Origin of the sequence: Aureimonas altamirensis, assembly GCF_023702225.1 — a bacterium.
Taxonomy (GTDB): Bacteria; Pseudomonadota; Alphaproteobacteria; order Rhizobiales; family Rhizobiaceae; genus Aureimonas; species Aureimonas altamirensis_B.
Map to the genome: position 1 here is coordinate 106,544 of NZ_JAMQCO010000007.1, position 22,025 is coordinate 128,568.

The 22,025-nt window shown below is 62.8% G+C and carries 21 protein-coding genes, 2 tRNA genes and 1 pseudogene; 8 read left to right on the top strand and 16 right to left on the bottom strand.

The window, feature by feature from the left end; all coding sequences use genetic code 11:
- Positions 1-163: 163 nt before the first annotated feature.
- Positions 164-1,987, bottom strand: coding sequence for a hypothetical protein (locus NDN16_RS12855; protein WP_251113983.1), 1,824 nt, complete (start codon positions 1,985-1,987; stop codon positions 164-166).
- A 368-nt stretch (positions 1,988-2,355) separates the two neighbouring features.
- On the opposite strand from NDN16_RS12855, the gene NDN16_RS12860 reads away from it, so the two are divergent.
- The 3 genes and pseudogenes from NDN16_RS12860 to NDN16_RS12870 all read left to right on the top strand — a co-directional run.
- Positions 2,356-2,751, top strand: a complete 396-nt coding sequence (locus tag NDN16_RS12860) for a GtrA family protein (protein WP_251113984.1) — start codon at positions 2,356-2,358, stop codon at positions 2,749-2,751.
- Positions 2,748-3,707, top strand: coding sequence for a glycosyltransferase family 2 protein (locus NDN16_RS12865; protein WP_251113985.1), 960 nt, complete (start codon positions 2,748-2,750; stop codon positions 3,705-3,707). The genes NDN16_RS12860 and NDN16_RS12865 overlap by 4 nt, the downstream gene beginning before the upstream one ends.
- Before the next feature lie 81 nt (positions 3,708-3,788).
- Positions 3,789-3,899: pseudogene (locus NDN16_RS12870) on the top strand (IS3 family transposase); the annotation flags it as partial.
- A 310-nt stretch (positions 3,900-4,209) separates the two neighbouring features.
- Here NDN16_RS12870 and NDN16_RS12875 read toward each other — a convergent pair.
- Positions 4,210-4,284: transfer RNA gene (locus NDN16_RS12875), tRNA-Gln, on the bottom strand.
- Between the two features lie 129 nt (positions 4,285-4,413).
- Between NDN16_RS12875 and NDN16_RS12880 the strand changes: the two genes are divergently transcribed.
- Positions 4,414-4,490 (top strand) — tRNA-Pro (locus tag NDN16_RS12880).
- Between the two features lie 59 nt (positions 4,491-4,549).
- Here NDN16_RS12880 and NDN16_RS12885 read toward each other — a convergent pair.
- Both NDN16_RS12885 and NDN16_RS12890 read right to left on the bottom strand, forming a co-directional pair.
- Positions 4,550-5,656: an integrase gene (locus tag NDN16_RS12885; protein ID WP_251113986.1), complete on the bottom strand. Its 1,107-nt coding sequence runs from the start codon at positions 5,654-5,656 to the stop codon at positions 4,550-4,552.
- A 240-nt stretch (positions 5,657-5,896) separates the two neighbouring features.
- Positions 5,897-6,247 (bottom strand): hypothetical protein, encoded by a 351-nt coding sequence (locus NDN16_RS12890; protein ID WP_251113987.1) that lies wholly within the window; start codon positions 6,245-6,247, stop codon positions 5,897-5,899.
- 110 nt (positions 6,248-6,357) lie between these two features.
- Between NDN16_RS12890 and NDN16_RS12895 the strand changes: the two genes are divergently transcribed.
- Positions 6,358-6,528, top strand: coding sequence for a hypothetical protein (locus tag NDN16_RS12895; protein WP_251113988.1), 171 nt, complete (start codon positions 6,358-6,360; stop codon positions 6,526-6,528).
- 702 nt (positions 6,529-7,230) lie between these two features.
- Here the strand turns inward: NDN16_RS12895 and NDN16_RS12900 are convergent.
- The 11 genes from NDN16_RS12900 to NDN16_RS12945 all read right to left on the bottom strand — a co-directional run bounded on the left by NDN16_RS12900 (position 7,231) and on the right by NDN16_RS12945 (position 16,179).
- Positions 7,231-7,986 (bottom strand): hypothetical protein, encoded by a 756-nt coding sequence (locus tag NDN16_RS12900; RefSeq protein WP_285292658.1) that lies wholly within the window; start codon positions 7,984-7,986, stop codon positions 7,231-7,233.
- Between the two features lie 350 nt (positions 7,987-8,336).
- Positions 8,337-9,293: a tape measure protein gene (locus tag NDN16_RS12905; RefSeq protein WP_251113990.1), complete on the bottom strand. Its 957-nt coding sequence runs from the start codon at positions 9,291-9,293 to the stop codon at positions 8,337-8,339.
- The gene (locus tag NDN16_RS12910) at positions 9,283-9,528 is read right to left on the bottom strand and encodes a hypothetical protein (protein ID WP_251113991.1); all 246 of its coding nucleotides are present in this window, start codon (positions 9,526-9,528) and stop codon (positions 9,283-9,285) included. The genes NDN16_RS12905 and NDN16_RS12910 overlap by 11 nt, the downstream gene beginning before the upstream one ends.
- Before the next feature lie 59 nt (positions 9,529-9,587).
- Complete coding sequence (locus tag NDN16_RS12915; protein WP_251113992.1) at positions 9,588-10,658, bottom strand: phage major capsid protein; 1,071 nt, start codon at positions 10,656-10,658, stop codon at positions 9,588-9,590.
- A complete protein-coding gene (locus NDN16_RS12920) occupies positions 10,655-11,305 on the bottom strand; it encodes an HK97 family phage prohead protease (RefSeq protein ID WP_251113993.1) in 651 nt (216 codons plus the stop codon). The genes NDN16_RS12915 and NDN16_RS12920 overlap by 4 nt, the downstream gene beginning before the upstream one ends.
- A 116-nt stretch (positions 11,306-11,421) precedes the next feature.
- Positions 11,422-11,688, bottom strand: coding sequence for an HNH endonuclease signature motif containing protein (locus tag NDN16_RS21115; RefSeq protein ID WP_353050218.1), 267 nt, complete (start codon positions 11,686-11,688; stop codon positions 11,422-11,424).
- Positions 11,688-12,338, bottom strand: coding sequence for a MerR family transcriptional regulator (locus NDN16_RS12925; protein ID WP_251113994.1), 651 nt, complete (start codon positions 12,336-12,338; stop codon positions 11,688-11,690). The genes NDN16_RS21115 and NDN16_RS12925 overlap by 1 nt, the downstream gene beginning before the upstream one ends.
- Positions 12,339-12,436: 98 nt before the next feature.
- Positions 12,437-13,198: a hypothetical protein gene (locus NDN16_RS12930; protein ID WP_251113995.1), complete on the bottom strand. Its 762-nt coding sequence runs from the start codon at positions 13,196-13,198 to the stop codon at positions 12,437-12,439.
- A 380-nt stretch (positions 13,199-13,578) separates the two neighbouring features.
- Positions 13,579-14,706 (bottom strand): hypothetical protein, encoded by a 1,128-nt coding sequence (locus NDN16_RS12935; RefSeq protein ID WP_251113996.1) that lies wholly within the window; start codon positions 14,704-14,706, stop codon positions 13,579-13,581.
- Entirely contained in the window at positions 14,696-14,947 is a 252-nt protein-coding gene (locus tag NDN16_RS12940) for a hypothetical protein (RefSeq protein WP_251113997.1), read from the bottom strand. Before NDN16_RS12940 ends, NDN16_RS12935 begins: the two co-directional genes overlap by 11 nt.
- A gap of 272 nt (positions 14,948-15,219) precedes the next feature.
- Positions 15,220-16,179, bottom strand: a complete 960-nt coding sequence (locus NDN16_RS12945) for a LysR family transcriptional regulator (protein ID WP_251113998.1) — start codon at positions 16,177-16,179, stop codon at positions 15,220-15,222.
- A 138-nt stretch (positions 16,180-16,317) separates the two neighbouring features.
- Between NDN16_RS12945 and NDN16_RS12950 the strand changes: the two genes are divergently transcribed.
- Positions 16,318-16,980 (top strand): SDR family oxidoreductase, encoded by a 663-nt coding sequence (locus NDN16_RS12950; RefSeq protein ID WP_251113999.1) that lies wholly within the window; start codon positions 16,318-16,320, stop codon positions 16,978-16,980.
- 24 nt (positions 16,981-17,004) lie between these two features.
- On the opposite strand, the gene NDN16_RS12955 is transcribed toward NDN16_RS12950, so the two are convergent.
- Entirely contained in the window at positions 17,005-19,425 is a 2,421-nt protein-coding gene (locus NDN16_RS12955) for a PQQ-binding-like beta-propeller repeat protein (protein WP_251114000.1), read from the bottom strand.
- Between the two features lie 215 nt (positions 19,426-19,640).
- Between NDN16_RS12955 and NDN16_RS12960 the strand changes: the two genes are divergently transcribed.
- Positions 19,641-20,420 carry a DeoR/GlpR family DNA-binding transcription regulator gene (locus tag NDN16_RS12960; protein ID WP_251114001.1) on the top strand — a complete coding sequence of 260 codons (780 nt, stop codon included), beginning with the start codon at positions 19,641-19,643 and terminating at the stop codon, positions 20,418-20,420.
- Between the two features lie 86 nt (positions 20,421-20,506).
- Entirely contained in the window at positions 20,507-21,994 is a 1,488-nt protein-coding gene (gene glpD, locus NDN16_RS12965; protein ID WP_251114002.1) for a glycerol-3-phosphate dehydrogenase, read from the top strand.
- Positions 21,995-22,025: the final 31 nt, after the last annotated feature.

The following is a 22,025-nucleotide window of genomic DNA, read 5'->3' on the forward strand; positions in this document are numbered from 1 at the left end:
TGCGGCGCATCGCTATCAGATTCAATCAGCGTCGCATGAACCCCGCCTACGTCATCGCATGGTCATGCTGAAGACGTGCCCATCAGGCGGCCGCTCGACGAGCCTATCTCAAAACAAAAAATGCAACTGTAATGTTGGGCCACGACCAGACGATCCTTCCAACTCACGAACCCTCGGCTTTGAGATAGCGGAGGCCGAACCCGCGTAGCGTCAAAGGGCCCGATTCCGCAGTGAACCAGACCCGCACTTCGAAAAGCGAGACTTCGCTCGGGATATCGATGACGACACGCTGGCTGTTATATCCCGGATCGAGGATCCCAGACGCGAAGATTATGTTCCCAGCGTTGCCAGTGACCTCCCACCGGTGGCCGAACTCCTCGGCCGTGTAGTCTATCCAGATCTCGTAGCGTCCGCGCGGCAGATCGATATGCGGGCCGAACAGCGCGAAGCCCTCGAGCGATCCATCCTCTACGCGTCGATCCGACCCCTCCACGGTGCCGACATGGCCCGGCAGACGGTCGGCGCGATAGTACATATCGTAAGGGGCGAGGACATCGTCGTAGAGCCAGACTTCGCTACCGCTACATGTTCGGATTTCGGTGGGATCGCCATATTTATGCCGGATCGATTCCCCATCAAGCCGGTCGAGCCAAACGGCGGTCGGTTCGGGGACGCCAGTCTCTCCGCCGGGAAAGAACCATCGCCCGTTGTAGTTGAAGGCGTACGGGCTTCCATCGGGGCGGACCTGCAAAACATGGAACCGCCGATCCGAAAGGAAGATGTTCCGCTTGGCGGTCCAGTAGTCTCCGACGATCCCATAAGGACCGGACGGAAGACAGTTTGCCAGCTCCGATGAGATCGCGAGGCGATGACCCTCAGTGGGAATTTGTCTAAGGAGCACCAAACAGAGCGCGCTGACCACAGCGACTTGAACGAAAGACACGATGCGCCGGTCCGCCCATCCGGATGCCGCGACGGCAAGCGAGGCGAACACCAAAGGCAGAACGGGGAGAACGATGCTGTACCGCCAACTCGTGGCATCGAGAAAGCGCCCGCTGATCACCGGAGCCAACAGTGCCGTGCCAAAGGCGCCTGCGAGAATCAGAACCGCAACCCCATCCTGACCGAACCGGAGTTTTCGAATCCTCGCCACGAGCTGCGCAGCTCGGAAGGCAAGGATGAAACCGGCGATAAGGACGATCATTAAAGCGATGTCGCGCTCCGCCGGGAGTTGCGCGAGCGAGGCGAGGAACCGTTCCAACGAGACGCTCGGCGAAGATGCCGTGGCCTCGAAATACGCCTTGTTATACGGAAGGGCAAAGTGCGCGAGCAGCGCTCCGGCCCCCGACGCAGCGAGAATGAGGGCTGCAATTCGCGCCGGCCAGATGCTGCCACGGTTGGCGGCGAGCAGGAGGAGTGTCATCAACGCAGGGGCCACGAACCAGACCGCGTAAAGAGTGTCCGACAACGTCGAGAGGAGCGCGACCACGCCGAGCAGGACGCCTGCGCGGCGGCTTCCCGAGAGAGTGCGCAGCAACAGAGCGACCGAGACGAGAAAGAACAGAACTGCTCCGGAATGAATGAATGGAGCGAGAAGGTAGGCGCTGATGTCGGGCACGTCGCCGCGCGTGAAGCCGGATAGAGCGAAGAGAACCGCATATCCGGCGCAGGACGTCCAGAGACACGTTACCCAGGCGGCGCCGGACGCGGATCGCGCGATCGATGCGGTGGCGGCGACGTAGCCGAGCGACAGGCTGGCAGCATAGGCAACCGGCAGAGCCGCCGCGCTCAAAGGCAGCGTGACGAGCATCGCCGCCACGACGACGTCCGGGAAGATGTAGGGTGCGGGCGGGTGGGTCCAGGCCGTCCAGGACGACGGATCGGCCAGGAGATCCTGGGCCAGCAGGAAGGGATGGACGAGATCGCTACCGTAATAGGTCCAACCGTGTCCGCGCCCCGACTGCCACAGGAAGACGATCGCTCCCATGAGGCCGGACAGCGCAAGAGGCGTCACGACGCGGAAAAGACGCTGGGTGGACAATGGCCGCAGACTCCGATTGATCTCATGGAGCAATGCCGTCGCGCTTAGCCCGACGGACGCGTGCGTGTCCACCCTGCCGGTCGCCCGTAGGCCGCGAATGGCGCCTCGGTCTCGAATAATGCAAAGATTCGCGTCGGCTGCTTCTGGCGCCGAGATAGGGACCGGCTCGTCGCATGGCCCAACGCCGAGGCGTTCCGCCCCCGCCAGAAATGCTATAAGAACGCCGCGGCCGGGGCGTCCACCGGCCGAAACCGACGAGCGCAACCTTATCGACCCTGTCGAGAACAACGATCGATGCCCCAACAGAGATGCCCATGACGATCGACGACAATCGCTCCGCGCCGAGAACGGGGCTGTGGCTCATGGCGCGATATGCGCTCGTGGGTGTGCTGAACACGATAATCCACTGGGCGATCTTCGGCGCTCTTGTCGCCTTGGGCACGTCGCAGGCGGAAGCCAACGTCCTCGCCTTTTGCGCTGCCGTCACCGTCTCCTTCTTCGCCAACGCCCGCCTGACGTTCAGACGATCCGCGACTGCCGGTCGCTATGTCCTCTTCGTCGCGTTCATGGGTACGGTCGCGTTCGGCACCGGCTGGGCCGGCGACCGCAGCGGACTTAATCCTCTTCTCACGCTCGCGACCTTTAGCTTCTTCAGCCTTTTTGCCGGGTTCGCCTATTCCCGGTTCATCGTGTTCGGGATCAAGCCGTGAGACTGTCCCTGGTCGTCCCCGTTCACAATGAGGAGGAGGCGATACCCCTTTTCTATACCCGCGTCCGCTCAGTCCTGCAGTTCGCCGAGGGCGAGGTAGAGATCGTCTTCGTGGACGACGGGAGCACCGACAGCACTGCGGGGCTCATCGAGGCGCTGGCGATCGCAGATCCGCTTGTCACGGCCCTTTCGCTCACACGCAATTTCGGCAAAGAGTCCGCCCTCCTCGCTGGCATCGAGAACGCGACCGGAGACGCTGTCGTCCCGATCGACGTCGATCTCCAAGATCCGGTCGAGATCGTCCCGTCGATGGTGGAAAAGTGGCAGACAGGAGCCGACATGGTCCTAGCGAAGCGGATCGACCGCTCCTCGGATACGAGGATGAAGAGGCGGGCTGCCGGGATGTTCTATAAGGTCCACAATTTGATCAGCCGTCCGAAGATCGAGGAGAATGTCGGCGACTTCCGCCTGATGTCGCGGGAGGTGGTCGACAGGATCCTTCTCATGGGAGAGCGGAACCTCTTCATGAAAGGTCTTCTCAGTTGGGTAGGCGGACACATCGAGATCGTGGAATACGTCCGTCCAAAGCGTTCAGTCGGCGCCTCAAAATTCGATGGGTGGCGGCTCTGGAACCTCGCCTTGGAAGGCGTCACGTCCTTCTCGACGGTGCCTCTCCGCATTTGGACCTATCTCGGCTTCGGCGTCGCGACGGCGGCCCTGATAGTCGCCCTCTACATGCTGATCGAGAAGATCGTCTGGGGGAACCCTATTCCGGGCTACCCGTCCCTGATCGTGTCCATCCTATTCCTAGGCGGAGTCCAACTCATCGGCATCGGCGTCCTGGGCGAGTATGTCGGCCGAATCTATTTGGAGACAAAGAGGCGGCCACGGTATCTTATCGCCCGCCGCAACGGTAAAATCGCGCGCTTTCAGGATGCGAAGCGTACGGAACTCTAGGTAGGGGAATCCCCGACGCCATGATGAAGCCGAAGTTGTTGGAGAGTGACCGGCTGCGCAAGGAAGTGGCGAAGCTGAAAGCGGACCGCGACATTCGACTACATCGAGCGCTTCTACAATCCTCGACGACTGCACTCGACATTGGGCTATCTGAGCCCTGTCGAGTTCGAGGAAATAGCTATGCTAGCTTAACCTGGTGTCCGAAAAACCGGCAGCGGCTCACAGTTACGACACGGACCTACCGGGACGCAGCACCCTCTAAAGCTCCTCGCCAACTGGCTTTTCGGCACCCATTAAATACCTAAACCGTTGTATCGATAACTGTAAGCATCGCATCAATCGTGACAACTACCGAATTCGGCGGAAGGCGCGCGTATGTCTCGCAATAGCGAGACCTGCGGGTCGATTCGATTGTCTATCAAGCGTGGAGCGTCACATGGATGTAACACATGAGCCGAAGGCGGATCGCCTAAGACACTGATATCATCAATAAAAATGAGCATGGCTGGGGCGCCTGGATTCGAACCAGGGAATGGCGGTACCAAAAACCGCTGCCTTACCGCTTGGCTACGCCCCACCGGCCGCTGTCGCAGCGCTGGCTCTATACCCCCTCCGGCGCGCACTGGCAATCAGCGCACGGAGCCAAAATTTTGCCGAAAGAACCGCTTGCACCGCACTCGCCCCGCCGCTATACGGACGGCGGTTTCGGAGTGTAGCGCAGCCTGGTAGCGCACCTCGTTCGGGACGAGGGGGTCGCAGGTTCGAATCCTGCCACTCCGACCAATCTTCTCAGTACTTTACTGAGGCCCTCCCGACTATACGGCAACGATAACGGCAACGACTCACAGTCGGCCGGCCTTGCCGCGCGTGAACGCATCCCCGACCGCTGATTGATGGTCTGGGTGGTGATGCCCGTAAGTTTGCTCAAGCGTTTCGCGCGTCATGCCGAGATAGCCAGACGCCTGCCACATATCGACGCCTGACTGCATAAGCCAAGTCGCCGCCGTATGGCGGAGCGTATGCCGCACGACGCCGACTCCCTCCTCCCCCAGCACGTCGCGGACAAGGTTCCGATACGCCCGTTTTGGGTCGGCTGGCCTGCCCTGATACTCGACGACATATTGCGCGCCGTTCCTGTGCCACCGTCGCATGTGCGAAAGCAGGCGCTTAGGAAGGCGAATGGGCGGAGCCTTCTTGTTCGCAGCCACCCGCTCATCTGGGGCAGCTCGATAGAAAACGCCGGCCTTTAGGTCGACGTACGGCCGATTAGCCTCTGGCACGAACGATGCCTGCCAGACGCGTGCCGACCGGCTCCCGGTATAGGTGGCGGCAAGCAGAAAGCGCGCAACGTGCAGGGTGGCCCTCTTCTTGGTTGGGGCTCCCCTCTGCACTTCACGCTTGCGGTATGCAGCCCATATCAAACGCGCCAACGCGTCCCGTTCCAGGTGGGCAACGCGCCCCTTTGGTTTCGGCGGTAATGTCACGGTGACGGCCTGTCGCGTCACGTTGTCAGCGATTGCCATCCGGCAAGCGGCTCTCAGATCCTCGAGCTCGCGCCGCGCCATGCTCTGAGATTTCCTGGATGCGACATAAGCCTTGCACGTCGCGGTTGTGATGTCGTCCAGGGTCTTGTCGCCCCAGAAGGCAAGCAATGCCTCTGCACGTGCTGCAAGCTCTGTCGGACGGCGCGCTGCGTCCGCCTTGACTGAAAGATAGTGGGCAATCACCTCGGCAACCTGGACCTCCTTAGCTGCCCTTCCCGTCTGCTTTGGAGCGACGATGAACTGGCGGGCTATGTGTTCGGAGAGCGCTTCCTGAGCGCCTTGCACATCAGCAGCGCTGCATCCCGTGCCGTATTGCTTGCCGCCGTCGAGGATGATCCAGACAGCGTCTCGGTCTTTGCCAGCGGGTCTGAGCCAGAGGCGTGCTGGTTTGCGGGCACGAGGCATTTTGCTTTCATCTCCTCGATTGCGGAAAGGGTCGTAAAGTCCTTGCCTGCAATCCTCATAAGGGTAAGTCGCCCTCGCCTGGCCTCTCGACGTAGGCCGGCTGCGGTAATTCCCCCGAGGGGGAAGGCTATCGGGATAATGTCCGTCAGGCGGACAGGGGTATTGTCGTTTGCCGCCTGCATGGAATCTCCCTGGTGATGATCGTTGGAGTATTCATTGAAGGGCGAATGCCCACTTCGATCAAGCCGCACCGAGATAGTAGTCAAAGCCGCACTTATGGCGGTCCACTCCAGTGACGCCTTCGAGATAGCGAGCGATCGATTGAGTCAGGCGGTCATGCTGAGCCTGCAGCGCGGCGCGGACGTCCGGCGCGCAGGCTCGAGACAACCGGTCGCCCACCTGGCAGAGCAGGCCGACGTGAAAGAGCGCGGCTTCCTTGCTCTTGGCTTCCTGAAATGTTGCAACGGTCTCGAGGGCGGACAACCGGCGTGGGTCAACTGCGCCGGCCTTGATAGCGTCTTCAGCTCGAGCGGCAGTGACGGCTGCGAAATTGTCGCCGCGAAGGGTAAAGGGCTTGGTCTTCCGGGTCATAACACTTGCTCGCGTTTGTTAGCAGATTGCTAACCTATGCCGGGGCAGATTGGACTTGTCAACCATCATTTGCTAACAAATGCGAACGAACCTGAAGGGCTTGGAAAAGAATGTCCGCGACTAGAACCGCCAGCATCGGAATCCGTGTTGTGCCGCAAGTTAAAGAGGCTCTCGAGAAAGCTGCTAAAGCCGATCGTCGGTCGGTCGCCAGCTACATCGAGACGCTTATCGTCAGCGATCTTGAGGCAAAGGGCTTTCTTCATCCAGGCGCCGCCGAGTGACCGACGACGGCCCTCGCCTCCTGTCGCGCCACGAGGCTGCTGCCTACTGTGGATGCAGCCCGTCGACCTTCTCAAGGTGGGTGACAGAGGGATATTTGCCCCGCCCGCTCTTCGGGTCCAAGCGGTGGGACAAGCGCGCAATCGATGCAGCTATTGACCGGGCGTCTGGCATCGATACCGCGAAGACGGAAGAGGTAGATCCGATGGAGAAATGGCTGAAGGGGATCGGCGTGAGTCGCTAGATCTAGCCCCAGTGTGTGGATATCGCCCACTACATGTTGCGTTAAATCGGATGTTCTGCCATTGTTCTCGCATTGCAACTGATGCGGAGGCAGCCATGCGCGCCTACATGATAACTTACGACAAGCGGCCCGGTGTCAATTACGACGGACTGCATGATTACCTTCGGATGCTGAACGGCAGATCGCCTGCGCAATCTGTTTGGTTCGTCAGCTCGCCGTACAGCGCGGAGTACTTGAGAGATTCGATCCGAACATTCCTCGGGGTAGCCGACCGGTTGATCGTTATCGAAATGAAGGTCGGTGCCGACTGGGCTACCCGAAACGCAGATGAGAACGCTGCAGAATGGCTGAGCGTAAACGTTGCTCCGTCAGGACCGCCGTCTAACGGTCAAGTACTCGGCCCTCTCTCAAGCCTATACCGGTAGGAACAGGGCCAGCCTTCCCGCTGGCCCTTCTTCAATCACGAGCGTCGCAATTGCTGGTCGCGCTGCTGGGCAGGCCAGGCACGTTGCGCTTGGCTCATACCTGCACCGACATTGGCTCTGGATATCTCGTCCGCACGGCGATCGACGAAGGCTTGCAGGTTGCCGTTCTGATCGACTGCCACACGCACGTTGACTGGCGCGCTCTGCTGTCTCCCTGCCCTCGCTGTCGGAGTCTTCAGGTCAACCGGTATGCGGCGACCATCGGGCAACGGAACAGCTGCCTCCGGTCCAGCTTCACCGAAGATCGAAGCGGACTTGGCGATGCCGCCTCGGGCGAATGTCCGGGGTCGACCATGAGCGGCAACACCGCCGTCCTTGAACCCGAACACCTTGCCGAGAAGACCCAAAGGACCGCCACCGCCACCCTTGCTATCGAAGATGTCGTTCAAGCTGATCTCGATCAGTCGATCGACCACCTTGCTCAAGGCATTCGACAGGGCTTCGGACGCGCTGACGCCGTTGCGCATATCCTGAATGAAGCCGCCGATGGCCTCTTTCTGGATGCTGCGGAAATCCTCGGCAGATTGTCGTACCCGGTCCTGACTTTCCGACAGCTTTGCGGCCTCGGCGGACGCACTGCCATAGCCATCGGCCAGAGCATCGATCTGCGCCTGCAACTCGGGCGTGATCGCAATCCCGGCTTCTTTCGCTGCGGTTAGCAAATCCTGCTGAGTGCGGGCACGCTCCAGCGCATAGCCATAGTCGTCGATCAGCGGATTGAGCTGCGCCATGGCAGCCGTCTCCGCGCGCATGGCGTCGATCTGCCCCTGCGTGCGCTCCAACTCGCGGCCAAAGCGATCCTCGCTTGAGCGACCGCCTCCGCCTCTTCCGCCGCCGCGTCCCTTGCGACCACCGGACCCACCGCCCGAACTTCTGGGAGGTGGCGCATAATCTGCCAAGGTGATCGGGGTGATGCCACCACCAGGGACGTCAACGACGGTCCCAGACGGCGTTAGGCCTGACCCAGCGGTGTCGTCGAACGCATTGTCGATGCGGCTTTGGATCTTCTTGTTTTCGGCGTCGACCTTCGCACGCTCAGCCCTCAGCCCCCGTACGTAGTCTCCGAAACTGCTTGCGCCGGTCAGGTTACCAAGCGCGCACCCGCCATCTCTTGGATTTTGCCGATAACCCCAATCAGGGCACCTGCGAAATCCATCGCTCCCTGGATCAAAGGAGAGAAGTCGGTCTCGGCAATCACCTTCGACAAAGCCGACAGCGCTTCCGAGACCCGATCGCTGGCGTCGGTGCCTTCGTCCAGTTTGCGCGCGGTGTCGACCAGCACGTTCTGAAGCCGAACAAACGATCCGGAGATAGTAGTCTCGGCGCCCGAAAGCTGTTGCTCCAGGATGGCCGCGCCTGCCTGTCCGGCACGGAAAAATGCCTCGGACGACACCTGGCCGCTTTTGACCAATTGCGTCAGTGTCGCAACTGATCCCCCGGCCTCTTTCATCCCTGCCGCAACCGCCTGTAGAAGCGGGCGCGCGCCGTCGAGAAGCGAATTGTATTCTTCGGCCTGGATGACACCGCCCCCAAGCGCCTGGCTAAGCTGCAAGAGCGCCCCTTGCGCCTCGGTTGCAGACTGCCCCGATGCACGAAGGGACATGCCCACGAGATCCGTGAACTGCACGATCTCCTGATTGGAGACGTTGAGTTCCTTCTGCGCGACGGTCAGGCGGCTGTAGAGCGTGACTAGGCTCTCGATCGGCACCGCGTTGCGCTGCGCGCTCTCAAAAAGCTGGTTGTAGACCGAAGTCAGTGCCTCGCCTTCGAGACCAGCAACGCGAAGTGAGTTCGTGATGCGAGTGGCAGCATCCAGAAGCTGTTGCGCGCCACGAGCCGATGCAATGCCCGCGAATGCTCCTGCCAGCCCACCCAGACCACTGAACTGAGACTGCAGTTTTTTGTTCATCGATGCAAAACGGCTTTCAACACGCCTCGCACTACGGTCCGCAGACGATGAAATGGCAGCCATTTGCCGCTCGAACTTGTTCTGCGAGACCTCTAGCCTGACTAGCAGGCGCTCAACCTCACTCGCCATTGATCCGCTCCTCCATAATTCCGGGCGCCGCCGCGAAAAGTTCAACCCAACGCCCGACATCGTCGTCAGCGAGCGCGACGGTCATCGCAAGCGCAAGCAAGGCCTCGATTTTCTCGTGAGTGGTGCACCCGGCCGTCGTCATAGCCGCGACGGCTCGCTCAGTGATCCGCTGTGCAATGTCCGCCTCATCGAGCGAGCGGACAACAGCTAGTTGCAAAGGCGTCATCGCGACCATGGTTTTCCTCGTACATGGAATGAAGGTGGCGGCGATCACTACGATCGCCGCCCGTAGGCTCAGAATTCGCCGAAGATGATGCTTTCCGGCCGCTTCACGGCGAGCGCAAGGCGTCCCTCGGCGCGTATCGTCACCATGTTCCGGATGAAGTTGTCGCGGTCCTCGGTCGATACCTGGACCGTCGCGTCTTGGCGCGTGTACACGGTCGCAGCATCAGCGAAGTTGCCCACCAGGAAGGTGCCGGGCGCCATATTGAGCGACGTTGCCACCGGTAGAGTCCATACACGCTTGACGGTGGCCTCGAAGGCGCCGCCGGACAAGTAGGAGCCGTCCGTCTTCTTCAGAAGCAGCATCGTCCACCAGTCAGTTGGATGCAGGATGATGCCGGTCGCGGGCAGCTTCGCGAGCTCTGACTGCAGGATGGCCCAAGCGAGCGTGTCGACGTTCGTTGCACCCGCGGGAATGCCAGCCGGGTCGTAATCGGTCGCGTTGGGGATAAGCCCGTGCAGGTTCTCGCCGATGCCGGAGCCGTTCAGCAACTGCTGCTCGACTTCATCTTCGAAACCATACCGGAGGTCCGAGTCTATCATGTCAGCAAGAGCCGGCGCGTCATCCAGAACTTGGAGGGACGCCGGAATCCAGTGCGCGATCGTTTTTACGTCAGCTTTCGCTGCGGTGAACGCGATGCTCGACTCCGGCTTGAGCTGTCCTTCCGCCACCGGAGCAGCCGCATTTGTGAAGCCCGTTTGCCGGGTGTACTCGACGCTCTTCGCCGTGGTGTTCGCGCCGCTAAGGAGCTGCCGAACCATCAGCGGCTTGCGGGCAAGCGCCTGAATGTCGCTTTCACGATCGACGCGAACCGCGTTGCCGACATCGGCCGTTGTGATGAGCGCCTTAGACTCGAGCGTAATGCGCGCCGTGCCGTGTTTTTCACGCGCCAGGGTCTCGAACTGCTCGGACTTCACGGCAAGCTGGCCGGCGGTCTTCGTCTCGACGGGCGCACCACCGAAGCGGTTGGCCTTCCTCTCGATGTCGTCGAGGCGGGCGTGCGTCGCCTTCAGGCTATCGGCCAGCCCCTTGATCTCGCCGTGATAGGTTTCGAACTGCTTCGTCAGCGTCTCAATGCTCATATCTTCATTCCCTTCAGTTCGGCAGCCGCAGCCTTCACGAGGCCGGCCAGATGGTTGAATTCTTCGGTTTCGGGGTCGATCTGGAGCGCATCCCATCCGCGTGCGGCGACACGTTCTGCATCGCGCTCGGAGAGGCCGGCCTGTGCGAGGAAGTGAGCGAATTCGTCGCCACTCAACGCGCTCTTGAGCATGATGCGGCTCGAGGGGTTGGCCGGGATAGCGACGATTGACACCTCTTTGAGGTCGATCTCGGAAATCTGGTAGACGCCTGGCTGAGCCGACTTCCTGCCCCCTGGCGGCGTTCTGAAGCCGATTGAAAGGCCCGTGACGTCGCCGGCCCGCACGTACGCAAGCGCCTCTCGGCCGGCAGTCGTATCCAGATTGAACTTGCCTTCGACCAGCAGCCCGCGGCTGTCCTCGCGGACTGCATGCCAAGAGCCGCAGGGCCGCGCCTGGTCGTGCGCCCACAGCATGGGCACCCGGCCAGATGAGCTGGCAAGGCTCTTCGTAAAGGCGCCAGGCAGTATGACGTCGCCATACGAGTCAGGAACGTCGTTGAAAGTTGAGCCATAGCCAGAAACGGCGCCGGCGTCGGCGTCCTGTAGCTTCAGCTCGAGCGGCGCGCCGGCTTTAAAAAGCTCAGACATTGATGCCTCCCTTGCGCGCACGCGCGCGCATGAATCGAAAAATCTGTATTAGCGATAAAAGAAGATTGCCCGCCGGTGTCCCTGTGGGATGCCCCAGAGATCGAGGTGCCCCCCGGTCACAGTGGCCATCCGTCTGTCCCGATGGGTCGTCGCCGTCGACGATGGCCGAACTGCTGCGCCGTGCGTTCGAGGTGGCAGTCGCGGCATAGGCTGCGGCAGTTGTCGTCCTCATCCTTGCCGCCTTGCGACAGCGGGATGATGTGATCGACCTCGGTAGCCTCACGCGTCCGACCTGCATCATGGCAGTCACGACAGAGCGGCTCCTGTGCCAACCTGCGGCGTCTCTGTGCCATCCCAGCGCGCCCTCGCCTGCGCACTATCATCACGCCGGCACAGGCTCTGATTTTGCGAACTCATGGGTGCAGGCAGCGATGCGAGCCGCGATGAGGCCGGCTGGCGACGCGAACGCGCCAGGCTGCGCCATTAGAGCGCTTGCCTTGCCCAGCATCACGAGCTTTGCCTCGTTCTGCTGCGGCAGGCCGACGAGCATCATGTAGCCGGGCTGCTCCGCTGGATCGGCTGTGCCGCGCTTGGTCTCTAGGTGAGCCAGGCAGTAGGCATGGTCGATCCGATAGCCGTGCCGGATGAGTTCATTCGCCAAGGCAACGACATAAAGGTCAGCCGCAGAGAAGAAGCGATTGCCCTTTGTCTTTCCAGACACCAGGTCGACGGCACCTTTGTGCAGATGGGTCCGTATGGTGGCTTCGGGAATGCCGGTAATTTCTGCGGCTTCAACGGACGTGAAGACGCGGTCGGTCGGTCGCAGTGTCACGTCCGCTCCTCCGTTTTGTGGGGAATATTTGTCGATGGATAAAAAGAGCGACGCCCGGCCGAAGCCGAGGCGCCATGCATCGCCGGTACTTCCGCGGTCGATGCGAAATAGGGTGCAGCCCTTCCCCAGTTTGGGGACGCGAGAAGGGCTGCGGCTCTTGCAATCCGCACTACAAGAGGTCGCCGCAATGGTGACAGCCATCACGGCGCATGGCCTGAGGAGCGCTCAGGACAATGAAAAGGCCCGCGCGATGGCGGGCCAAACTGTAATTCCTACTATGTAGATCCGCGGAGAGGCTTCTAGGTGCACCCGGCCTGATCATACTCGGCGAACAGGCCAACGAGGCGAGACAGGCCGCAAACGACACGGTCCTTACCGACCGCCTCGGCCTGCTTGCCCTTATACCCCGACGCCTCGCCTATCGCGCCGAAGCCAAGCCCGGCAGTGGCGTCGTAGATTGCTTCAAAATGCTCGGGCGACATTCTGAATTTCAGCCAGGATATCGTACTGCGAGCGTCGAAGGTGTCGCGGGCAGTAGTAGCCTGGGAATGCCCACCGGAGGCGTACCGAGGTGTCGCGACATTGTCGGGGAACTTCGGATGGCTCGACGATACCCATACGTCTCCGCCCGCCTTCGATTCCTTGTTCAGGCGGTAGCCAATGACGATACCGGCTTGGTTGAACTTGTATCGCCCGGCCCGGCTTGGCGACGTCGTAACCGCGTCGAGAGCGTCGAAATTGTCATTGGCAGGTACGTGCAACCGCACTGGCTCGTGCAGCTCCAGTGGCCCGTCGTCGTAGTCCGCGATAACGCGCTCCGCAGACCTTCCCTGAACCTCACGCGATGGCGTTTGGCCTGAGTAGTCCTCAGTGTCGGCCGCGCCCTCAAGCCATCGCGGGTAACAGCTCTCGGCTTCCGCCTCGCCGATCGTAGCATCGAACCGCAGGAAGGCCCGCAGCGCGGCGAGACTGGCCTCTGGCGTAGGGAATAGCCGCCCGGCCTTCAATCGATCGAGGACTGGAGTTGAATGGCTGCGAGCGGCAGCGTTTGCATTCGTCATGATTGCGCTCCTTGATGCGGCTCTGTCCAGCCGGAGCGCCCATGCGGCACTCTTAGATATATAGTGTTCGGCGAAGATTTTGAGGAGGTCGGCAGCGAATTTATGCTGCGCTGAGAAAGGCCGATATCGGCGGCGGTGGCATTTCCAGTGCGGAAACGCTACGCCCCGTGTTGGCCCGCTTCGGTCGTCACTGTGTTCAGAACACAGTGACCCGGAACCTCTATCTTGTGATCGATCACAAGATGCGCCGCGCACCGTTGAACAGCCCGGTCGTCACTATCCAATTTGGATAGTGACCCGGAGCCCCGCACTTACACCACCAAACACGGCACCGAAGCCACGATGAACACAGCAAACATTGGTCGCATCGTGGTGCGGGCTCAAGCTGCCCTGAGATCCCCGTCAGCCAGGATGGTGAAGCGCCGACCGTGCAGTTCGCCAGTATCATCGATAGCGTCTAGCCCGGCAGCTGTAGCAAGCTCCCCAAGACGTCGCTGCCCCCTAGCCTGCTCAGACGCATCGTTGCTTTCGATATCGATCGACATGGTTTCTAAGGCGCCATCGTCTCGGCGAAGGGAAAGCCTCAAGACCGTCGCGCGCCCTTCATCTGCAACCTCGCTCGCGACAACTTCCACTACGCGGGATGGATGGAAGGGAAGCCGCGTCGCAGGCGCCAGTATGGCGGGCGCAGCGGGACGATTACTGTTAGCGGCTGGAACTCGCGCCTTCGGAGCCTTCGCCTTGTAGCCTGCCGGAGGGTCGCACTCGAACTCTTCACGCTCGAGCCATTTCGCCAAGGTGTAGCGAGCAGCCTGTGGATTGCCCTGCTCTTCCCATCGCATCCGCCATGCGGTTGCCGCTTCGACGAGACGGGCCTGCATCTCGGCGTCTGGATTCAGGCTCTTGTAGGCTGCGCGTGCCTCGGCTTTCTTCTGCCGGTGGCCGTAGGCGATCCACAACGACTCAAAACCTCCAGCCGAAACCGCGACCTCCGCCCCCACAGGGAAGGAGGGAAGCGGCGCCGTCGGCGCGGCTGGATCAAGATCTCTTTCCGTAAACACGGTTATTGTAACCGGTTTACGTAAGAGGGATTCGGTATCGTCAGCGATACCGCTAGAGCCCTTAGAGGTATTGCCTGCAATACCTCCTGCGGTATCGTCAGCAATACCGCTAGCTTCCACCGCCTCAGCGGTATCGTGGGCGATACCGCTAGACGTGAATGCGAAGTTTAGGCCGTACTCGGTTGGCCTGGTGCCAAGCCCTTCACGCACGATGAGGATGGCCTGTCTGTCCAGGAGGCGGCGCAGTGCCGCAATGATATTCGGCCGGGTTGCTTTGGTCGCGCGCTCGAGAAACCGCAGGCTCACGCGAGCGTTGCCATGCGCCTCCATGTATCGCTCGACGATTTCCGCGAAGATCTTATGGTCAAGCCGGGTGGACCACTCTGAGCGGATGAGCTCGACGACCAGGATGTGACGTGCGAGCAGACCGCCAGATTTAGCGGTCATTGTCGGCCTCATAGGCGGCAAGCGCGAGGCTAGTGAGGTGCTTGGACATCGCGACAGAGAACGTCGCCGTGCGGCGCTTCCCGGCTTGCGGTGCGAACAAGAAGTGAGAGCCGTCCGACATGCGGAGGAGGCGCAAAGCGTAAAGCCTAACGTGGTCGTTCAGCTCGATGTCGACAGATGCTAGGCAGGTGTTTCCGTCCCGCTGGATCTCGTCCAGCCGGTGCGCGTAGAGAACTCGCATGGCAGTTTCCTTGGGTTAGGTTTGGCGTGCCACGGCAACGATTGGCAACGATACGACGGAACAAACCGCGTTTCGTTGACGCAAACGATACCGATAAGCTGTTGAATCTGCTAGAATTTTGAGAAGGAATGGTCGTTCGGGACGAGGGGGTCGCAGGTTCGAATCCTGCCACTCCGACCAAATTTCCCGCTGATCTCGCTACTGCTTTGAAAACGCCCTTCGGGGCGCCGAAAACACGAATGGCGAGACGGGTTCGGCGAACGGCGATTGCGTCAATTGCCTTCTATCGGGCCGCGCCGCCGCATGCCTTCTCCCGTATCGAGATCATCCGGTGTGCCCGCCATTGCTCCGCCGCGCATAGCGGCGGCCATGGCGTCAAGGAAGACCCGCACCTTCCGGGGCTGGTTGTGGCGGCTGGCGTAGAGGGCGACCACCGGCGCCGCGTCTTCGCTCCAACCGGGCAGCACCCGTTCCAGCCGGCCGCTCGCGAGATCGTCCCGAAGGTCGACGATCGACCTCAGCGTGATTCCGTATCCGCCGAGACACCAGTCATGCAGGACGTCGCCGCTGTCCGCGCGCAGCCGCGGCTGCGCGGCGATCGTTGCAGAACGACCGTCCGGGCTCGACAAGGTCCACGGGGCGATGCCGTCACCGTACCGCAGGAGCGCGTGGGCGGAGAGGTCTGTCGGCATAGCAGGCCGCCCATGGCGGTCGAGGTAGGCGGGAGAGGCAGCCAGCACACGATGATTGTCGGCGAGCTTGAGCATCGTCGCGCTTGCGTCCGCCAGTCCCCCGATCCGGACGGCCACGTCGACGGAGCCACCCACCACATCGACAAGCCGGTCGTCCAGCGACAGCAGAACGGCAAGTTGCGGATGGCGCTCCGTCAGAGCGCCCAGGACCGGCGCGACATGGCGGCGACCGAAAGAGACCGGTGCCGAAACCCGAAGCGTGCCGACCGGCTCGTCCCGCCCGGTCGCCAACAGCGCTTCGCCCTGCGCGATCGCTTCCAGGGCGCGGTCCACCTCGACCAGCAGCCGCTCGCCCTCCTCGGTCGGTGACAGGCTGCGCGTCGTGCGGTTCACCAACCGCACGCCGACGCGCCTCTCGAGCGTCGCAAGCCGCTTGCTGACGACGGCAAGGGTCACACCAAGCACACGAGCAGCGCCGGTGAGCGAGCCGCTGACGAGCACCTGGCGGAAGGTGCGCAGTTCGTTCAGATCGCTCAGCATGTCGCCCCGAAGTTGAGACTGTATCGGCCGTGCGCTCGATTATCACGTTTGGTGGCAAGTCGTATATCGGCAACACGACAGCCGCGTGCGGGGATGCAACCGCGGCTTCCGGGTCCGAACCATCGAGGAGACAAGACCATGACCATCGATCTTTCCCACGCCCGCGTGCTGGTCGTCGGCGCGTCCGGCGGCATCGGGGGCGCCACCGCCGATGCCTTCGCGGCCGCCGGTGGCACGGTCGAGCGACCCGGCCGCGGCACACTCGACATCACCGATGACGCCTCGGTCGAGCGTTACTTCACGGACGCTGACCCGTTCGACCATGTCGTGGTCGCCGCCGCCCAGACCAGGGCCGGCCCGGTCGCCGGCCTCGCTCTGGCGGATGCACGCGACGCGATGAACTCGAAGTTCTTCGGAGCCTATCGTGTGGCAAAGGCAGCGCGCATTTACGATGGCGGTTCGCTGACATTCGTGTCGGGTTTCCTGTCCACGCGGCCAAGCGCAACGTCCGTGCTGCAAGGCGCGATCAACGCGGCGCTGGAATCCCTGACGCGTGGCCTGGCGTTGGAGCGTGCGCCGGTGCGCGTCAACGCCGTTTCGCCCGGGCTCATCGACACGAGGCTGTGGAGCGGCATGGCGGCCGCCGACCGGAACGCGATGTTCGACAAGGTCGCAGCCCACCTGCCGGCCCGCCGCGTCGGCCAGCCGGCCGATATCGCGCAAGCCATCCTCTTCGTCGCCACCAACCCATTCGCAACCGGATCCACCGTCACGGTTGACGGCGGCGGCACCATCGCCTGATGCGTCGCAGCAGCGCCGGCTACCCTATTGCGGAAGCGCGTAGACGATGAGTTCGTCCCCCGGGGTCGTCTCGAAGCGGGCATGGCCGGTGGCGACGATCGCGACGTACTGGCGGCCTTCATGCATGTACGTCATCGCACCGGCCTGCGCGCCGGCCGGCAGGCGCGCCGACCATAGCATCCGGCCGGTTCGCGTTTCGTATGCGCGCAGGAAGTCGTCCTGCGCGGCGGCGATGAACGCCAGGCCGGATGCGGTCAGCACCGCGCCCCCAAGGTTCGGCGTGCCCATGGCCACGCGCAGGAACGTAGGGATGCCCAACGGACCCATGTCGTAGCCCGTGCCGAGCGGCTCGCTCCACAACAGCGCGCCGCTCGCAAGGTCGACGGCCCAGAGGAAGCCCCAGGGCGGCGCGATGCACGGCACGCCGAGAGGTGACAGCCAGACGGGACGATCGACGCCCCACGGGGCGCCCGCCTGTGGCGCCACGGCCTGGTCCGGCCGTCGGCCGCCATCGCCGATCGGCACCTCGTCGAAATCTTCGTTCCGGATCATCTCGACCCGGTTGGCAAGCCGGCTATGGTTGCCGATGGCGATGCCGCGGCGCTCGTCCACCGCGATGCCGCCCCAGTTCGGCCCGCCGACCGTGCCCGGAAAGAGAAGCGTTCCCAGGCCCTCTTCCTCAGGCGGCGTATAGATGCCTTCGTAGCGCATACGATGATATTGTATCCGGCAAAGGGCGGCGTCGATCGGCGTCAGGCCGAAGGCATGGCGGGCATCGATGACTTCCGGATCCGGCCCGGACAGTCCGGCGAGGTTAGGATAGAACACCGACTGCGGCTGAACCGGTGAGAGTTGCTCGCCCTCGAGCGCGACCGTCGGAACCGGCTTGTAGTCCACCGGCCGCAACGGCTCGCCGGTCTCTGCGTCCAGCACGAACAGCGAACCCGTCTTGGTTGCCTGGATGACGGCGCGTCTGCGCGTACCGTCAACGTCTATATCCGCAACCACGGGCTGTGCGCCGATATCGTAGTCGAAACGGTCGTTCAGAACGGTCCGGAAGTGCCACCTTGTCTCGCCGGAGGCAAGATCGACGGCGACGACCGCCGATGCGTATTCGTCGTCCTCCGGATCGCGGTTGCCGCCCCAATGGTCGTTACCGGGGTTGCCTGTGCCGAGAAACACGAGACCGAGCCCTTCGTCCCCGGATATGACGTTCCAGACGTTCGGCGTGCCTTGCGGCCAGATCTCGCCCTCGGCCAGCGGCTGCATCGGCCGGTCGATCCGCTTTGCGTCCCACGCCCAGACCAGCGCGCCCGTCATGGCGTCGAAAGCGCGGACGACGCCGGACGGTGCATCGCGACGCTGGTTGTCCGAGACCTGCTGCCCGACCAGCACGAGGTTTCCGACGACGGCGGGGCCCGAATTCGAAGAGGCGTGGCCGGGTTCCCGGATGTCCATTCCCTCGGTCAAATCGACGACGCCTTGTGTCCCGAAACCGGGGCAAAGACTGCCCGAGCCGGCGTCCAGGGCCACGAGCCGCCCATCGGCAACGGCGACCAAGATGCGTCGCTGGCACGGCGCATCGCCGGGTCCGTTTGCGGGCAGGCCGTCCGATTCGAAAAAGGCGACCGCACGACAGGCGGCGCTGAACATCGATTCCATCGCACGCGGCTCAACCTGCGGGTCGAAGCGCCAGCGCTCCTCGCCCGTCCCGGGGTCCAGCGCGAACACCTTGTTGCCGGGCGAGCACAGGAACAGCGTGTCGCCGACCTTCAGAGGCGTATTCTGCGACGAGTAGAAGACCCGATCATTCGGTTGCACATCCCCCGTGCTGAACCGCCATGCCTCCGCCAGGCCAGAGATGTTCTGTGGAGTGATCTGCGAAATGTCCTGGTAGCGCCGACCTTCCGGCGTGCCGCCGAACGCGACCCAATCCGTATCGGCGGGAAACGGTATCGTCGCCTCGGCCGGCTGCTGCGGATCCACCGGCCGCTCCCAGAAGACGGCGACGAGCGCGGCAGCCGCCACTATGCCGCCGGCAAGAACGGACAGCACGGCTACCCTCGCACGGCCGGTTCCGGGGCCGCGACGCTCCATGGCGAAGGCAAGGAGCGACAGCGCCGCAAGCAGGACGACGAGGCCGGATCGCGCGGCAAGATCGACGAGCCATGCCGGCATCCAGCCCTTGAGGCCGATCTCGGCAAGCGACCAGAGGATGGTGGCGGCGGCAGCGCCCACCATGATCGCCGTCGGAAGCCGTCTATGCCCGAGAAACGACAGCAGGCCGGCCAGCGACAGGGCGAATCCGAGAAGGGCATAGAACCAGTTTCCGCCGAGCGCGATCAGCCACAGCCCGAGCCCCAGCGTCGGCAGGCCGACCAGGAGAGCCGACGCTGCCACGACGAGGTAGAACACGCCCCACGCGGTCCGTGAATTGCTGGTCATCGAGTTCTCCTGGCCGACGCGTCGATCATCCTGTCACATGCGGCGAAGTAGCGCGCGATACGCATGGTCAACTGGCGCTCGAGGGCCCCACGGATCTGTGATCGCGTCGTGCAGCCGCCGCGGCCGGCCGCCGAAACCATCGGCGAGTTTCGTTTTCCCTTCGCCTCCATTTCGTTTTATGAAGCGATAACGACGCAAGCGAAGGAGGGAGGCCAATGCTTTCGGAACGGCAGAACGCCATCATGGAACTGGCGCGCGGAGACGGCCGCGTCCTGGTCGAGACGCTGGCAGGCCGCTTCGCCGTCAGCGTACAGACCATTCGGAAAGACCTGAACGAACTCTGCGACGCGCGCCTTCTGTCGCGGATCCATGGTGGCGCCGTGCTCGGCGCCGGCGCCGAAAACCTCAATTACGACGCGCGGCGGGCGATCGCCGCAAACGAGAAGGCGGCCATCGGCAAGGCCGCCGCGGACCTGATTCCGGACCGGTCTTCCCTCTTCATCAACATCGGCACCACGACCGAAGCCGCGGCGCGCGCGCTGCTGCATCATTCCGGCCTGATGGTCATCACCAACAATCTCAACGTCGCACACGCGCTGCGCGCCAGCCCGGAAATCGAAGTCATCGTGGCCGGCGGCCTGATCCGCCGGTCGGACGGCGGCATCGTCGGCGAAGCGGCCGTCGACTTCATCCGGCAGTTCAAGGTGGACTTCGCCGTCATCGGCGCGTCCGCCATCGACGAGGACGGCGCCCTCCTCGATTTCGACTATCGGGAAGTACGCGTGGCGCAGGCCATCATCGCCAATGCGCGCCACGTCGTGCTCGTCTCCGATTCGACGAAGTTCGAGCGCACCGCGCCCGTGCGCCTCGCCCGCCTGGAGCAGATCGGAACCTTCGTTACGGACCGCTGCCCGAGCGACAAGGTCAGGGATCTGTGTCACGCCGCCGGCGTACGCCTGATCGAAACGAGCCTCGACCGAGACTCTGTCGCTTGACTTTCGTTTATTTTCGTTTCTAAATCACATCGCTTTCGAAATTGCCCGTCAGTGCTGCAATGCGAAAGCGGGGGTGGCAACGAAACATGCTGGATGTCTTCATCATCGGTGGCGGGATCAACGGCTGCGGCATAGCGCGTGACGCGGCCGGCCGCGGCTTCTCCGTCATGCTGGCGGAACGGGGCGACCTTGCCTGCGGCACTTCGTCGTGGAGCACGAAGCTGATCCATGGCGGATTGCGCTATCTCGAACATTATGAGTTCCGGCTGGTCCGCGAGGCGCTCGCCGAGCGCGAGGTCATATGGGGCATCGCACCGCATATCGTGCGCCCCCTGCGCTTCATCCTTCCGCTGCACAAGGGGCTGCGGCCCGCATGGCTGCTGCGCATCGGGCTTTTCCTTTACGATCATCTCGGCGGTCGCAAGCGACTGAAGGCCACGACCGCGGTGGACCTGACAGGCCCGATGGGCGCGCCGCTCAAGCCTGAGTTTCGCAAGGGCTTCGAATATTCCGACGCGCGGGTGGACGATACCCGACTCGTCGTCCTGAATGCGCGCGACGCGGCGGCGCACGGCGCCAGGATCGCGGTGCGGACCGAGGTGGTCGGCGCCACCCGCATCGAGGGCGGCTGGCAGGTCAGGCTCCGCGACGCCCGCACGGGCGTTGAAAGCGACGTCGTGGCACGGTTTCTGGTCAATGCCGCCGGCCCGTGGGTGGACAGGGTTCTGGCCGGCGTGGTCAAGAGGGCAGAGCCCCGCAACGTGCGCCTCGTCCAGGGCTCGCATATCGTACTGCGGAGGCTGTACGAGCATGACCGGGCTTACATCTTCCAGAATGCCGATGGCCGCATCATCTTCGCCATTCCCTATCATTTCGGCACCACGCTCGTCGGAACGACCGACCGCGACTACGAAGGCGATCCCGCCAGGGCGGCCATCGCCGACGAGGAGATCGACTATCTGATCGCAGCCGCCGGCGAGTATTTCGAAAAGCCGCTGCGCCGCGACGACATCGTGTGGAGCTTCTCCGGCGTACGCCCCCTGTTCGACGATCATGCCGGCAAGGCGCAGGAGGCGACGCGCGACTACGTCCTGAAGACGGAGGGCGATGCCGGCGAGCCGCCCTTGCTCAACATCTTCGGCGGCAAGATCACCACCTACCGCAAGCTGGCCGAAGACGTTCTCGCCGAGATCGAGCGCCGTCTCGGCGTTCGCGGGCCTGCCTTCACCGGCATGCGGCCCCTGCCCGGTGGAGATTTTCCGGTGGATGGCGTGGCCGCGCTCGAAGCGCGACTTGGCGACATCGCGCCCGGCTTGGATTCGGCCACGCGGGCGCGCATGGTGAGCGCCTACGGCACCGACGCCCTCGCCATCGCCGCCGGGCTCGGACCCGATCTCGGCCATGGGCTGCACGAGGGCGAGGTGCGGTGGATGGTGGAACGGGAGTGGGCCATGAGCGCCGAGGACATCCTCTGGCGGCGGTCCAAGCTGGGGCTCGTGTTCGCCCCGGAAGAAAGACAATCCCTGGAAAACAGGGTCGAGGAAATCGCAAGGCCGCCACTCGCGGCAGAGTAAGATCTGTCCGGGGCGCGCACGGGAGGAAACG